The sequence below is a fragment of the Flavobacterium sp. FlaQc-30 genome, from assembly GCF_044005885.1.
GTDB lineage: Bacteria > Bacteroidota > Bacteroidia > Flavobacteriales > Flavobacteriaceae > Flavobacterium.
This window is the reverse complement of sequence record NZ_JBIPCO010000007.1, coordinates 357,840-372,365: the sequence shown is the minus strand read 5'-3', so window position 1 is coordinate 372,365 and position 14,526 is coordinate 357,840. Positions and strand designations below refer to the sequence as shown.

12 protein-coding genes are annotated in these 14,526 nt (G+C 32.3%); 4 read left to right on the top strand and 8 right to left on the bottom strand.

Going from position 1 to position 14,526, the window contains the following annotated elements; genetic code table 11:
• The coding region (locus ACHRV0_RS16955) for a hypothetical protein (RefSeq protein ID WP_395441724.1) at nt 1-599 on the top strand (599 nt) is incomplete at its 5' end.
• Between the two features lie 396 nt (nt 600-995).
• Here ACHRV0_RS16955 and ACHRV0_RS16950 read toward each other — a convergent pair.
• The 5 genes from ACHRV0_RS16950 to ACHRV0_RS16930 form a co-directional block, all read right to left on the bottom strand.
• Nucleotides 996-1,835 carry a DUF4249 domain-containing protein gene (locus ACHRV0_RS16950; protein ID WP_129024741.1) on the bottom strand — a complete coding sequence of 280 codons (840 nt, stop codon included), beginning with the start codon at nt 1,833-1,835 and terminating at the stop codon, nt 996-998.
• A gap of 4 nt (nt 1,836-1,839) precedes the next feature.
• The gene (locus ACHRV0_RS16945) at nt 1,840-4,452 is read right to left on the bottom strand and encodes a TonB-dependent receptor domain-containing protein (protein WP_395441723.1); all 2,613 of its coding nucleotides are present in this window, start codon (nt 4,450-4,452) and stop codon (nt 1,840-1,842) included.
• Nucleotides 4,453-4,551: 99 nt separating this feature from the next.
• Nucleotides 4,552-5,397: a FecR family protein gene (locus tag ACHRV0_RS16940; protein ID WP_395441722.1), complete on the bottom strand. Its 846-nt coding sequence runs from the start codon at nt 5,395-5,397 to the stop codon at nt 4,552-4,554.
• Between the two features lie 12 nt (nt 5,398-5,409).
• A complete protein-coding gene (locus ACHRV0_RS16935) occupies nt 5,410-5,619 on the bottom strand; it encodes a hypothetical protein (protein WP_089055026.1) in 210 nt (69 codons plus the stop codon).
• A 47-nt stretch (nt 5,620-5,666) separates the two neighbouring features.
• Complete coding sequence (locus ACHRV0_RS16930; protein ID WP_395441721.1) at nt 5,667-6,188, bottom strand: RNA polymerase sigma factor; 522 nt, start codon at nt 6,186-6,188, stop codon at nt 5,667-5,669.
• Nucleotides 6,189-6,563: 375 nt separating this feature from the next.
• Here ACHRV0_RS16930 and ACHRV0_RS16925 point away from each other — a divergent pair, with 375 nt between their 5' ends.
• Nucleotides 6,564-9,188 (top strand): phosphatidylglycerol lysyltransferase domain-containing protein, encoded by a 2,625-nt coding sequence (locus tag ACHRV0_RS16925; RefSeq protein ID WP_395441720.1) that lies wholly within the window; start codon nt 6,564-6,566, stop codon nt 9,186-9,188.
• A 571-nt stretch (nt 9,189-9,759) separates the two neighbouring features.
• Here ACHRV0_RS16925 and ACHRV0_RS16920 read toward each other — a convergent pair.
• Nucleotides 9,760-10,515 (bottom strand): polysaccharide deacetylase family protein, encoded by a 756-nt coding sequence (locus tag ACHRV0_RS16920; protein ID WP_395441719.1) that lies wholly within the window; start codon nt 10,513-10,515, stop codon nt 9,760-9,762.
• Between the two features lie 211 nt (nt 10,516-10,726).
• Between ACHRV0_RS16920 and ACHRV0_RS16915 the strand changes: the two genes are divergently transcribed.
• Both ACHRV0_RS16915 and ACHRV0_RS16910 read left to right on the top strand, forming a co-directional pair.
• A complete protein-coding gene (locus ACHRV0_RS16915; protein WP_395441718.1) occupies nt 10,727-11,644 on the top strand; it encodes a bestrophin family protein in 918 nt (305 codons plus the stop codon).
• A gap of 34 nt (nt 11,645-11,678) precedes the next feature.
• Nucleotides 11,679-11,864, top strand: a complete 186-nt coding sequence (locus ACHRV0_RS16910; protein WP_395441717.1) for a hypothetical protein — start codon at nt 11,679-11,681, stop codon at nt 11,862-11,864.
• Nucleotides 11,865-11,962: 98 nt separating this feature from the next.
• Here the strand turns inward: ACHRV0_RS16910 and ACHRV0_RS16905 are convergent, their stop codons facing one another.
• Nucleotides 11,963-13,624 carry a serine hydrolase domain-containing protein gene (locus ACHRV0_RS16905; RefSeq protein ID WP_395441716.1) on the bottom strand — a complete coding sequence of 554 codons (1,662 nt, stop codon included), beginning with the start codon at nt 13,622-13,624 and terminating at the stop codon, nt 11,963-11,965.
• Between the two features lie 78 nt (nt 13,625-13,702).
• Nucleotides 13,703-14,518: a helix-turn-helix domain-containing protein gene (locus ACHRV0_RS16900; protein ID WP_395441715.1), complete on the bottom strand. Its 816-nt coding sequence runs from the start codon at nt 14,516-14,518 to the stop codon at nt 13,703-13,705.
• Nucleotides 14,519-14,526: the final 8 nt, after the last annotated feature.

Here is a 14,526-nt window from a genome sequence, read left to right as displayed (position 1 = left end):
TGAATATTTTTCGCTATTTGCACGGCATTCCTTATTCTATTTGGGAGAAGGGAGAAAAAGAATATGATTACGATATTGGTTTCACGACAGAACAAGAAGATAAAAGAGATTATAGTATAGCCATTGCAGGATATACCAAAGATGGCAGTATAATATATTCAAATAAAGATCCGATTCCATACATAAAATGGAATGAAAATATCAAGCTAAAAGTTGCAAAAGGTAAAAAGCTTCCTGTACAATTTTGGATGCGATGGCATTCAAGAGATGGCAACGAATGGTACGAAGCTCAAATTGTACTACCAAAAAATCTAGAGAGCCTATTTATTGAATTTCAAAACAAATATGGCAATAATGTATTTCTTACTGTAGGAATGGATAAAGTTTCGGAAAATAAACCATACACATTTGGAAGGATATGGCTTGAAAATTCAAAAGAAAAAATTGAAATAATGAAATTTAGAGCATCAAAATTCAATTTAGAAAAAAATGATTTTGAAATATCACAATACTCGCTTCCAAAAGATTTCGTATTTCCTAAATGGGAAGGCAGAGAACCTCTTGAGTTTCCAGAGTTAGATTACTGGCAGGAAAAATAATGCTGTTTTATTTGATAAAAGGAAATTTATAAAAGAGAAATTTATGTACCCAAAAACTAGTTTTTTTATATACTGTTTTTTAATTATTGGTTTATTTGCCAGCTGTCAGCCTAAAGACACCCCGCTCCCACATGAATCCTTTCGTGTGGCTATATATTGGTTAAGTTACTTTTCTTTTAAAAAAGTTTAATAAAAAAAAAAATGATTTAGCAAAAACTTCCCACACGAAAGGATTCGTGTAGAAACAAGAAAATTCAGCTCGAGCGGTTTTAAAAAACAGTAGATTTGTCTAAATCAAACTAAAAACTAATTGCAAAGATTTATTGCAAAAAAAATACACCTGACATTCTACTTAAATGCCAGATGTACATACAAATCAATCTTAAAAACTAATTTTTATTTTACAGTATAGGTCATTCGGTTTGCTTCGCAAACCCTGAAATAGCCTAGTGCAAAATTGTTTGCGTCAGTAGTATTAATAATATTTCCTCTTATATTGCCGGGTGCCGCAGCAAAAGGATTCGAATTTGTTACCTCCAGAATTAAACTCATATAATTAGAGAAATTTTTAGAAATACCACGATGTGTAATATTTAAAACTTTTCCCGGCTTTAAATCTGTATCTGTAAATTTTTCATTTATTTCATTTCCATTAATAAATTCATCACTTGTAGATGTGTATTCCGGAAAAGGCAGAAAATCAGTTTTATAATCTGTCAGATAATAATTTGCCTGATCGGCAGGGTCTTTATAATAAAATGTTACCACAATAAGGTCTGGTCCTGAAATATCGGCCATAAATTCCTGATCTATTTTGTCAATTGGCGGTACACTAATTAATTTTTCAGTCGCTGTTAAACTCTGTCCATCAACGTCTACAAATAATTTGTATTCCATATTAATTACAGGAACAAAATTAGTACAGACATATAAACCCGGCTCAGATTCATTGAATTTAAAAACAACTCCATTGCTATTCTCCACTCTCACCTGTGCTCCTGAAACCTTTGGCGTAGTGGCACTGTAATAAGGAGCCATTCGGGTTATTTTTATCGATTGTTGACTGCCGTCAGTTCCTTTTTCCCAAATGATTTCAGCATCAATTACTATTTTGGGATCTCCTGTTTCTAAATCAAGTTCGACAACCTTATCGCAAGATGAAAAAAGTAAAACAAAAAGAAGACTGAATAGCGTAAACGCTTTACTTTTAAAATTGTATTGTTTTAATCTAAGCATACTATTAAAATTTAAAATTATAAGAAACACCAGGAACTAATCCATAAATAGACAATTGTCTAGACTCGTTCATTCCTGTATCATTATTTTGTGCAAACGTGATCGATGCAGCATTTTGCCTATTATAAAGATTGTAAATACTAAATACCCAATAGCTTTGCCATCCTTTCTTTTTATCTGGTTTAGGAGTATAAGTTGCGCCAATATCTAAATGATGATAAGCTGGAAGTCTGTTTGAATTTCTCAACGTATAGTTAGGTATGTTTCTTCCGCCAAATTCGTAATAACCATTTGGGTATGTTACGGGCTGACCTGATTGCAAGCTGAAATTAGCATTGAAAGACCATTTAGGATTGAATTCGTAATTTGCTGTAACATTCAGATTATGCAATTTATCATAACCAGACAAATACCATTCGCCATTGGCAATACCTGGTTCTTCAGGTGTTCTTCCAGGTGTTTTTTGCTCTGCTTTAGACAAAGTATAAGAAACCCATCCTGTAAAACGACCCGTATTTTTTCTCAATAATAACTCCATACCATAGGATCTGGCTTTTCCGTTCAAGATATCTTGTTCAATATTATTGTTACCTAACAAATTTGCTCCGTCAATGTAATCAATACGGTTTTGAATCTTTTTATAAAATAATTCACCTTCAAAAGAGTACTCTTGATCCTTAAAATTTTTGAAATACCCTGCTGCATATTGATCCAGCAATTGTGGTTTTGTAAAAGGTCCACTTGGCGTCCAGATTGTCATAGGCAAAGGTGCACGGGTATTAGACAACATGTGGATATATTGCGCCATTCTGTTGTAGCTCGCTTTTACAGAAGTTTCATCATTAAAAGCATATGATAATGCCAATCTTGGTTCAAAATTATTAAAAGTGCTAATGGTTTTTCCTTTTCCGTAATAAGTACTTCCAATTGGTGTTCCTTCTTCATAAATATGATATAGCGGATTATAAACTACTGCTTCTCCATTTTCATAAATATTGATACTTTCGCCTCCCAAACGATTAAACATACTGTAACGAAGTCCGTAACGAAGATTTAACTTTTCTGTAATTTGATTCTCAACATCGAGATATGCAGAAGTTTCTAAAGCGTATTTTTTATCTAATTGTTTATAATTATACTGCGAATCAACACCATACGGCTGTACAGTTCCAGGATTAAAGTCATAATATAAACCGTCTATACCATAGTTAAGTTTAAAATTGTCTGATATCGTGTGGTTCCAGTTGTATTTTAAACCATAGTTGGTAATCTTACTATCCCATTCAAGTTTTTGAAAGGGTATTTGCAGATTAAATTTGTAATCACTGTAAAAAATAGACAGATTTGTATTTAAGTTGTCTGAAAACCTATGTTTCCAACTAAACGTTCCCATAGTATTACCGTAGGTACTGGCAAAAAAATTATTAATATCAAATAAATCATTTCCCGTATAACCAGAAAAAGCAATCGAGTTATTTGCGCCTAGACGATAATTTAACTTCGCATTAATGTCATAAAACATGACAGAACTTTTAATATCAGTAAGTTTTAAAAACAAATGAGCATAAGAAGCACGACCAGCAATAATAAACGAACCAACATCCTTTTTTAAAGGACCTTGTACTAAAAGCCGGCTTGAAATAAGACCAATACCTCCATTTACTTTATAATCAGTAAGATCTCCTGTTTGCTGACTTACATCAAGAACTGACGAAACACGACCTCCAAATTTAGACGGAATACCTCCTTTGTATAAATCTAATCCGCTAACGACATCTGCATTAAAAATAGAAAAGAAACCAAACATATGCGAGTCACCGTATACAGGAGCGCCATCCAGAAGAATTAAGTTCTGATCAGCAGCACCTCCACGCACATTAAAACCAGAAGAAGCTTCGCCTGCATTTGTAACCCCCGGTAAAGTCAACAATGATTTTAATGGATCTGGTTCCCCCATTGCCGTTGGTAATCTTTTAATCTCTGCCATCGAAAGCTTATTAACACTCATTTGTGTATTTCTAACATCAACAGCTTTGTTACCAGTAATCACGACCTGCTCCAGCTCGTGACTGTCTGGCTCCATATTGAATCTTACCTTAGTATCATCAGAAACTGTAACTTGCTTTTCTTTATTTTTAAAACCAACATAACTAATTATAACCGTATAGGTGCCTTTGTCCAAATCCATAGAAAACGTTCCGTTAGCATCTGTCGAAGCACCTGCAGCAATCTCTTTGATGTAAACATTAGCACCAATAACAGGTTCTTTATCTTCATCTAGAACTTGTCCTGTCAGCTTATTTTTTTTTTTAGTTGTTTTTGCAGCTTTATGCTTTACGAAAATATTATTACCTACAACCGAAAATTGAACCAATGCAGTTTTATTAAGCTGATTAATAAGCTCTTTTATTTCTACATTGTTATAAACACCTTTTTGAGTAAAATACTTTTGATTTGTATTTATCTGATCCGTAAAGGCAAATTTATAATCCGTTTGATTTTCAATTTGCTTAAAAAATTCTTTTAATGTTACTGTTTGATCTACAGTTACGCTTATGTTTTGGGCACACATACACCAACTGAATAAAAAAAAGCATGCTGAAATTATACACTTCATGAAATTTTGTATTTTTGAATATTATTAAATAGACAGCTTCGTGCTGCCTTGACTTTGGGAAGGATGTTTAGTTTCGCGGCTAGGACATCCTTTTCTTTTCTACTGAAAAGTAATCTGCTTTAATTTCTCATTTACTTCAAAGTTTAGGTTATACATTTCTGATATTAATTGAACAATTGTTTTTAAATCTTCCTTTTTGTTTATTCGTACTGTAATTTTCTGGCTGTGGTATTCCTCAGGAATAGTCACTTTATAACCATAATTTGTTTCTATGTAAGTACAGACAACGCTGAGTTTTTCGTTATCAAAATCTGTAAATCTGTTAAAATGAGATACTGAAGCTGTTTCTTCTCCGTAAGTAAATTTCTCACCCGGTTTAAGTATCCATTTCTTATCTTGGTTCTTCACACTCATCTCAACACTTCCTTCAAAAAGCTCTACAGTAACTCCTTTTTTATTGTAGCCTTCAACTGTAAAAGAAGTTCCTAAAACTGTCGTTGTTGTTTCATTACAAAAAACCTGAAACGGATGCTTTTTATCTTTCTTAACTTTAAAATAGGCACGACCTGTAACTTCAACTTTTCTGTCAACAGCAAAATTATTGGCGTACACAATTTTAGAATTTGGGCTCAATTCTACACTTGAACTGTCTGGCAATGCCACAATTTTTAATATTGAAGTGGAATTCTCAATTGTAATTCCAGCAAGATTTACACTGCTGGCCATAACATCTTTATTAAAGTAAATTCCAGTACCAATGAAAATAAAAACCAACACCGCTGCCGCCGCTGCATAATAACGCCATGGCTTAAACTTTTTCTCTTTTACAGGAAATGCTTTTGCCTGAAAGGCTTCCCAGGAAGCTTCTTTTTCACTATCAGAATGCGCAACGGGAGTTTCTTCCCATAGTTTTTTCAATTCCTCCTCTAATTTCTTTTCATCCATATCTCTTGAGCGCTAAAGTTTTTGACAATGAAATCCTTGTTTATTAAAAACGCCATAAACCATTTCTTTTATTTCTCTATTGGTTTCAATTCGCAAAATTTTATTAGAATCCTCCAAATCAAAATTCATTATACAATCAGAAATGATAAACTGCAGAAGTGCAACCATAAAGCTTGCATCTTCCTTGCTTTTTACATCTGTTTTATAAGATTCAATATGCATTTTAAGTTCTCTTTTTTTATATATAACAAACGAGAACAGAAAAGTTCCTAATGATCTTCTATTTTTTTTCGAATAAATTTACTGGCGAGATAAATATGATTGGCAATAGTCTTTTCAGAAAGATCTGTAAGCTCCGCAATCTCCTTATAGCTAAGGTTTTCCAGTTTATGTAGTGTAAATATTTTTTGTTGTTGTTCAGGAAGCTGATTTATGAAGTTGTACAGTTTTTCTTTTCTTTCTTCAAAAACTGTGGTATCAGTAACTTCCTCTTCAAATTCAAATCGCAGAGAATCAAGTTGAACTACTTTATTTTCTCTATTAACATGATTAATAATGATGTTTTTGCATATGGTAAACAATTGCTTGTCAAACAAAACATCTTCATGGAGTAATTCTCTCTTATTATAAAGTCTTAAAAAAGTTTCTTGAATAAAATCCTGCGGAGTAAGAACTGTAAAATCAAATCGTTTTGCAATACTTATCAGCTTATCGTAGTAACTTAGATATGCTTTCTTGAAAGCCTCCTCATTACCATTCTTTAAACTTAATATAAACTTTCTATTGTCCATAATGCAAATACGATAATTAGTCTTAACTCAATGTCTAAAATAATATTGTATTTTAAAATTGGCATTAAAGACTTTTTTACTTAGTTCCTTAAGCAAATCTTAAGCTGCAAATTACAGGAATTTAATTCGAAAAATGAGCAGCGTGAAAAGAAAATAGTACAAAAAAAGTATTCTTTTCAGCTTTATTTATGCTGATAATCCAAAAAAACACAAATTTTTATCTTACAAAAAATAAGCGTATTTTTAACTGTTATTTTCTTTTTAAAATTCAGTTTTACAATTTGCAATCATTCCTTAAAAAAAAACGTTAAAAATTACAGAATACAGAACTTATAAATTGTTTTTATAATAAATAAAGTAAATAAGTCCTTTTCTATGAAAGAAATAAACCAAACCGAAACTACCCTGCACTCGCTTCAAAAAAGAATTGTTGCTTTTTTCTCGAAAAACGGGAAATTGTTAGGTCAAATTACCTTGACCTTAATTTTCTTTATAATTGGTTTTTGGTTTATAAAAGAAGAACAAAGTGAATTGTATCAGATAAAAAACAGTATTACTGCAGCGCAGCCTCAATGGGTTCTTGTTGCTTTGCTCGTTACAATTCTATATATTTTTCTACAAGGTTTATTGTATGTAGTTTCTTTTTCTGCCATTGGAGCTAATATCAGCTGGAAAGATGCCAATGCTTTATTTATAAAACGAAATTTTATAAGTGTATTTCTTCCTGCCGGAGGTATCACATCACTTTTATTCTTTACCGAACGTTTGTCAAAAAAAGGAGCAACTAAAACTGAAATCCATTTAGCCTCTGCCTTATACGGATTTGTTGGTATTTTATCAGTCGTACTTCTTGCAATACCTCTATTTCTTTTTTCTCTTCTAAAGGGAAGCATTGGCTACAGCGAATGGCTGGTTCTAGTACTTGTTATCTTTATTCTGCCGCTGCTTTTTGTTTTAATTAATTCGATAATTCAAAAAGGGAGTTTTTATAAGTTTCTGCTGAAAAGTTTCCCAAAAACAGAACCTTTTATCACCGATTTACAACAGTATAACATCAATAGAAAAAGCTTTCTTAAAATTGTATTTTGTTCTTTATTAATTGATCTTACAGGAATTATACATATCTATATTGGTATGAAAGCGATACAGGTCGAAGCTTCTCTCCTAGCCGCTTCAGTTGCATATGTAGTTGCCGTAATCTTTTTAATAGTTTCTCCTTTATTAAGAGGTCTTGGCGCTGTCGAAGTCTCTATGAGCTATATCTTAATTAAATATGGTTTTAATAATATGGAAGCCGTTGCAATAACACTATTCTATCGTGTTTTCGAGTTCTGGCTGCCTTTGCTTGCCGCTGTATTCTTGTTTGCTTCAAGAATCCAAAAACTGATTTTGCGAATAGTTCCTGCTCTGCTTTTGTTTGTACTTGGTGTTATAAATATTATTTCGGTTGTAACGCCTGCCATTCACAGCAGACTTTTAACTCTTAAAGATATTCTGCCTATTGAAGCTATACATACCTCAAACTATTTGGTGCTCACTACTGGTTTATTTCTACTGGTAACGGCAGCTTTTATGCTGAAAGGACTCAGAATGGCTTGGTGGTTTGCCGTCTTATTATCTGTAATTTCACTGATTGGAAACCTTACAAAAGCAATTGATTTTGAAGAATCTGCTATTGCATTTTTAGTGCTTTGCGTTTTAATTGTAACACGAAAAGAATACTATATAAAAACAAATCGTAGACTGAGTCTTATTGGTTTACAAACTTCATTATTAAGCATATTAGCCGTTTTAATTTATGGAGTGCTTGGCTTTTATTTCTTCGACAAAAAACACTTTAATATTGATTTTAGTTTTATAGAATCTATTCGATATACACTTCAAAACTATTTTCTAATTGGCAGCGATAATCTGCATCCAACAGGAACATTTGCGATGCATTTTTTACTATCGCTCAAAATCAGCGGATTTCTTTCTTTTGCCTTCTTAATTTTTACCTTGGTTAAACCTTCAATTCTAAAAAACACTGTCACTGCACAAGAAAAAGAAATTACCACTGTACTTCTTGAACAATATGGCAATTCGAGTTTGGATTATTTCAAAACCTATTTTGAAAAAATGCTTTTTATTTCAAAGAATCAAAATGCGTTTCTTTCTTATAGATTATCAGGAAACTTTGCGGTTGTACTAGAAAATCCCGTTGGACGTGATGAACAAGAAATCCGTTCTTGTATTCTTGAATTTGATAAATACTGTTATGATTATGGATTAAGAAGTATGTTTTATCGCATTCCAGAAGCCAACTTAAAATTGTATACTCAAATGGGTAAAAAATACTTTTTTGTTGGTCAGGCTGCTGTTGTAGATTTACAGGAATTTCATCTTGAAGGACAAAACAGAAAGTCTTTGCGCAACTCTATAAAAAAAATCACCGATTTAGGTTTGCAAGCTGTTATTAACGAGCCTCCAATAAAAGATGGTTTACTACAGCAAATAAAAGCCGTGAGCGATCAATGGCTTGTAGAAACTTCACGAAAAGAAGTACTTTTTTCTCAGGGCATTTTTCTTTGGGAAGAACTCAAAAAACAAACCATTATAACGGTAGAAAATAACGAAGGCAAAATTCTTGCATTCTTAAATATCATTCCAGATTATAAGAAAAACGAAAGTACTTACGACTTAATCAGAAAAACAAATGATGCGCCAAATGGTATTATCGATTTTATGATGGTAACACTTTTCAATCATTTAAAAGCGCAAAATGTTTCCTTTGTAGATCTTGGTCTTGCGCCTATGAGCGGAATCGAAAACCCGCAGACTATTCAAGAAAAATCAATGAAATATGCTTATGAAAAATTAAAATCATTCTCCCATTATAAAGGTCTTCGCGATTTTAAAGACAAATTCTCACCTTCATGGCAAAATCAATATATTGTTTTTAATGATGATTACGACCTGCTTCAAATTCCGCAGGTTCTATCAAAAGTAATTAAAAGTTGAGTCGAAAGTTATAAAGTTGAAAGTCTTAAAGTCCAAAGTCATAAAGTCATAAAGTCATAAAGTCAAAAGAAAGAAATTATTGGGATTAAATTATATCTCATTCTTTTAAAGTTGTTACTTGTTTGTTTTGTCTACTCGTTGTCTTAATATACATTACTTAAATTGCCTCCAGTTTTAACTGGAGGAGAAAAATTAGTCATAAATTCAGGCTTTAGCCAAATTTAATCTAATGCGATTTGGCTAAACTCAATGTCATTAAATTAAGAGAGTTTTGATATGCTAATAACTAATAGTAAGATTGTCGATTTTACAGAGTTCATCCAAACTAAAATTAAGACATAACCCGTGGTTTCAACCACGGGAATACGAGGTGTGATATTGTATTGTGGAAATGCTTTGTGTTCCAATGGTTGAAACCATTGGCAATGTTTTGATAATGGTTGAGAATTTACTTTTTAAACAACTTAATAACATTGAACTAAAGCTGGAGACTATTCATTTTCTTTCTTCTTTTCAAAGTGCCAAAGGACTTCCATAAAATCTGTAGTAAAAAACAATACTAAAAAATCTTTTATTTCTGAGGAAGCAAATCATCTAAATCGGACAGTTTATAAAACTTAAGATCATTTAGTTTCATGTACTTGCAGATAAACTCCAAAGTTTCAATTTTTACCTGATAATTTTCAGTTACATTTTTCACTGGTTTATGACCGCACAAAAGCAAAATTTTATTGTTTTTCTTTGCGTAATCAAGCAATTCTAAAACATAAGGAATACTAAAATGAATATGACTGTTATCAATATCAAAAGCAAATACTATTTTTTTATTATTAAAATAACTATCCTGCTTTTCTGGAACTTCACCGCCAAAAGCTCTTCCTCTAATAATTTTAAAATCGGCAGATAATGCCTTATCAAGCGCATCAGATCTTAAACCGTAAGGATATGCAAATGAAGTCACCTTAAAAGATTTATTTTTCATGGAAGCAATCATAGGATCAATTTCCTGCTTCATATATTCATCGATTCCGTTTTTTTGTACAAATTTCACCGCATTGTAATGATGATAGCCATGACCTGCAATTTCATGGCCTTCTTTTTGAAGCTGCAGCAGTTTTTTCATTTGTGGAGCTCCAATAGAATCTATTCTGCAAACATTAAAAGTTGCTTTCCATCCATATTTCTTCAAAGCCTGATCAGCCTCAAACCATTCATCAACATAAGCATCATCAAAAGATAAAATTACGCCAGCCTCATATGAATTTGGCTCTGCTTTTTGCTTTTTACCGTCACAGCCTAAAAAGATTAGTAACAGTAAAAACGTCATTATTTTGATCGAAAAAGACTTCATAAATTGTTATAAATTATTTGATAGTAAATTTTGTTGAATGATAAAATTAAGATCCAAATATAAACTTTTTTTGAAATCATTTACTTACACAGCATATAAATAATGTGCTCCTATATTCTCTATTATTTTTCTTGTAACAGGTTGTACTTTTAACTATTTTTATAGTCAATAATTTCTCCGCTTTCAGATGATTATAAAGAAAAAAGACACTTGGTTTAAAATGCTCTTTGAATGGAAAGGTTCTGTTCTGCCACAGCTCTTGCCCAGACTTCTATTATTACTGTTATTCTCCTTTACAGTAGTTTATTTTAAGCCTTATCTTGTACAATACAACTTACATATAAATCCTGCCATTTTTACTTTGTTTGGAATCGCGCTTGCTATTTTCCTCGGATTTAGAAATAGTGTAAGTTACGACAGATTTTGGGAAGGCCGAAAACTTTGGGGCGCACTGCTTAACGACACTCGATCTCTAGCCAGACAAAGCATTACTTTGATCAATGAAAATGATCATGACTCAAAACGTGATAACTTCCTTAACTTACTAATTGCATTCGTTTACAGTCTGAAACATCAGCTTAGAGAAACAGATTCGGCACAAGACATGACGCGTCTGCTTCCAAAAGATTTTACAGAACAACTTAAAGAAGTACAATTTAAACCTGTGATCATTTTACGTGAATTAGGCCTTTGGGTAAAAAATGCCAAATCTGAAAACAAGATTGACAGCATTACCCAACTAGCATTCGAAGAAAACCTAAACAAACTCTCAGATATAGTTGGCGGCTGCGAAAGAATAGCCAGCACACCTATTCCGTATACTTATAGTGTCTTACTACACAGAACCGTTTATATTTATTGCTTTTTATTGTCTTTTGGCTTTGTAGAAACAATGGGATGGATTACACCGTTTATAATTGTATTTATTGCATATACTTTTGTAGCGCTTGAAGCAATTGCTGATGAATTAGAAAACCCTTTTGGACTTCAGCCCAATGATCTTGCTTTAGATACAATGTCGCAAATGATAGAAAACACACTTTTAGAATTGAACAATAAAAAAGTAACTCCAATAACAAATTCAAATGACTATTGTATTTCTTAGTTTATAATAGCCAGCCTTACAATTACATCTAATTATGAATAAAGTATTATTAGTTGAAGACGATCCGAGAGTTGGACTTACTTATAACGTAGACGAAGACAAAACTCTTGTTTTAAGAGGTGGTTCAGGAGTATTTACAGGAAGAGTTCCTTTTGCATGGTTAGGATATGCTTATTATAATGATGGTGTAGGTTACGGAAGCTGCGATAAAACAATCTAACTCCATCATTCGTTCTAAAAGATTGTATATAATTTTTTTTTGATTATCCTTCAGTTCCACCTTTAATGGAACTGAGGGATTTTTTATCATAAAATGTATTATTTCAATAACGAAGGCAAAATATACTCCTGTACAATTTTATCTGCCTGAGCATGAGCATAAGGTTTATTAAATGCTTTTGATGTAATAATAATCACAAGTGGAAGTTCTTTAAAAACAATAAATTCGTTTCCGCCATTTCCGGCACAATAAAAAGTTTCATAACTCTTACCCTTAAAAACAAAAGTTTTATTCCAAAACAAGTAACCATAAAACTGATTATCTCTTTCCGGAATCTGAATTTGTTTAGTAAACGATTTATCTATCCAATCTTTACTTAATATTTTTTTTCCATTCCAGATACCGTTGTTTTTATACAATTGAGCATATTTTGCATATTCCAGCGAAGTCATTTGCAAACTTCCAGCCGTATTAACCACTTTTTGAGGCGTATATTGCCATTGATATTCTGTAATATTTAAAGGTTTAAAAAGTTTCTCTGCTGCATATTTCTCCAACCCACCAGGAACAGATTTATCCAGAATATCGCCTAATACTACAACTCCTGCTGTAAAATAATCCCATTGGCCTCCGTTTGTTTTAGCTTTATTCATTGGTAAATCAAGAGCAAACTTAACCCAGTTGTCTGTTGGATACATGTTTTCTTCATTACCAGGCGATTGTCCATCCATGTCAGATCCATCAATAGCAGAACTCATCGTAAGCAAATCTTTTATTTTTACCCTATCTTTTTCAACGTCGTAATGATCAAATTGCTTTAAATCATAGAACTTGCTCAAAGTAACATTTTCATTTTTAATATAACCATCCTGAATCGCTAACCCCATTAAAGTTGAAGCAAATGATTTTCCTGCAGAACGTGTATCATGTAACGTTTTTCTATTGGCATCATTAAAATACTCTTCCAGCATTAATTTACCTTCTCGAATTACCACCACACTTGTTATTTCTTTTAAATTATATTGACCAATAGCCGTATTAAGTTCCTCAATTTTCTTTTTGTCAAATGGCAAAGCCGAAACTTCCCAGCCGCTATTAGGCTGTATTTCCTGAATCTCGATTTCTTTTGCCGATAATTGAGGTGCTTTTACAATTAATTCTACCTGTCCCTCGGCAATTAAATTTCCCGCTTTAACCTCACTTGTATCATTCAATTTTATATACGGTCTGATTTCTATTTTTAGTAAATGCTTCCCTTCTACTAATACTTTTTCCCCTCCATTATTCTTAAATCTCTCCCACATATAAATTGCCCACCAGTCCTCTCCTTTTGAACTGGTAAGAGGAACACGAAAAGTAATAGATGTTTTTTTATTTCCTCCAGATCCAAAATTAGCTCCAGAATGAATGTTTTCTTTATAAATAAAATTACCATCTACATAAAAGGTAAATTGAAGATTTCCTAATTCTAAAAGTTTCTCTGCTGGTACATCTGGTGCTAATTGATGCAGATAATTGACAACAGAATTATCCATAAAAACCCTGATATTTAAATCAGATTTGCGTTTAAGCTCAAATGATTTCAGCATATCAGAACTTTTGTATTGTTCTAATGGAATGTTACCATTCATAAAGGTCACTTTGCCTGTATTCGATTTTTGAAGATCAGTTGTATTAGCATCTGCGGGATACAAATTATTGTTTTGAGCCATTAGATTATGGCATACAAAAAGTAGAAACATTGTCAGAATTCGATTCATGATTTGATTGATTTGATTGATTAAAGGCAAAAATAAGTCTCCTAAAACTGTAAAACTTGTACAGAATTAACATTACAATTATTTTTTGAAAAGAATCTTTTTATGTGCAGAAGGGTTTATACCGTTGATTTCCTTAAAGCAGCGATTGAAATGGCTTTGATCTGAAAAACCACATTGATGCGCAATTTCTGTAAAAGACTGGTGTTTAGACCCCATTAACGAAAGCGCCTTTTCAACTTTTAATTTCCTAATATATTCACCCAAAGTACAATTAAAATACTTAGAAAAATCTCGAGAAAGATGCATAGGATGAATATTAAGTATTTTAGATAAATAATCAAGAGTCAGCAAATCGGCAAATTGTTCATGAAGAATTTCGTCAATCATAGTGACCCATTTTGGATTTTTATGCAAGACATCTACAGAGTTTTTTTTAAGTTTAGACAATATTTCCAGCAATAAAGTTTGTGTAGAAAGATCTGAATCACCATCATCTATTTTTGAGGCCCTAAAAATTTTATACATCAGCTGTTTAATATCGGGATTACTAATTTTAGTACTTCCTTCTAAACCATCGCTGGTTAAGGACAATTTATCAAACCATTCCTTCTCTATTTCAAGATGAAAGCCTCTTGTAAACACATCATCTGGTTTGATATTATAATGTGCATCTTGCCAATTATGAAACAACAAACTTCCAGGAACACAATTATAGACTTCTTTTTTATTTCCTTCCATCACATTTCCTTCAAGAATAAAAGTAAAATAAGCATGTTCGTGATAATGCCAGTCCACTTTAGGATGTGTATAGACAGTATCTGTCAAAGTAAGTCCTTCAAAACAAATTGTCTTATTTGTTTCTCCGTAAAACTCCCCTTTTTGCGAATGTTTCATAAGTACTT

Bases quoted from the DNA above. Each gene is read 5' to 3' on its own strand.
- ACHRV0_RS16950 (WP_129024741.1), bottom strand. From the start codon at position 1,835: ATGCTTAGATTAAAACAATACAATTTTAAAAGTAAAGCGTTTACGCTA.
- ACHRV0_RS16945 (WP_395441723.1), bottom strand. From the start codon at position 4,452: ATGAAGTGTATAATTTCAGCATGCTTTTTTTTATTCAGTTGGTGTATG.
- ACHRV0_RS16940 (WP_395441722.1), bottom strand. From the start codon at position 5,397: ATGGATGAAAAGAAATTAGAGGAGGAATTGAAAAAACTATGGGAAGAA.
- ACHRV0_RS16935 (WP_089055026.1), bottom strand. From the start codon at position 5,619: ATGCATATTGAATCTTATAAAACAGATGTAAAAAGCAAGGAAGATGCA.
- ACHRV0_RS16930 (WP_395441721.1), bottom strand. From the start codon at position 6,188: ATGGACAATAGAAAGTTTATATTAAGTTTAAAGAATGGTAATGAGGAG.
- ACHRV0_RS16925 (WP_395441720.1), top strand. From the start codon at position 6,564: ATGAAAGAAATAAACCAAACCGAAACTACCCTGCACTCGCTTCAAAAA.
- ACHRV0_RS16920 (WP_395441719.1), bottom strand. From the start codon at position 10,515: ATGACGTTTTTACTGTTACTAATCTTTTTAGGCTGTGACGGTAAAAAG.
- ACHRV0_RS16915 (WP_395441718.1), top strand. From the start codon at position 10,727: ATGATTATAAAGAAAAAAGACACTTGGTTTAAAATGCTCTTTGAATGG.
- ACHRV0_RS16910 (WP_395441717.1), top strand. From the start codon at position 11,679: ATGAATAAAGTATTATTAGTTGAAGACGATCCGAGAGTTGGACTTACT.
- ACHRV0_RS16905 (WP_395441716.1), bottom strand. From the start codon at position 13,624: ATGAATCGAATTCTGACAATGTTTCTACTTTTTGTATGCCATAATCTA.
- ACHRV0_RS16900 (WP_395441715.1), bottom strand. From the start codon at position 14,518: ATGAAACATTCGCAAAAAGGGGAGTTTTACGGAGAAACAAATAAGACA.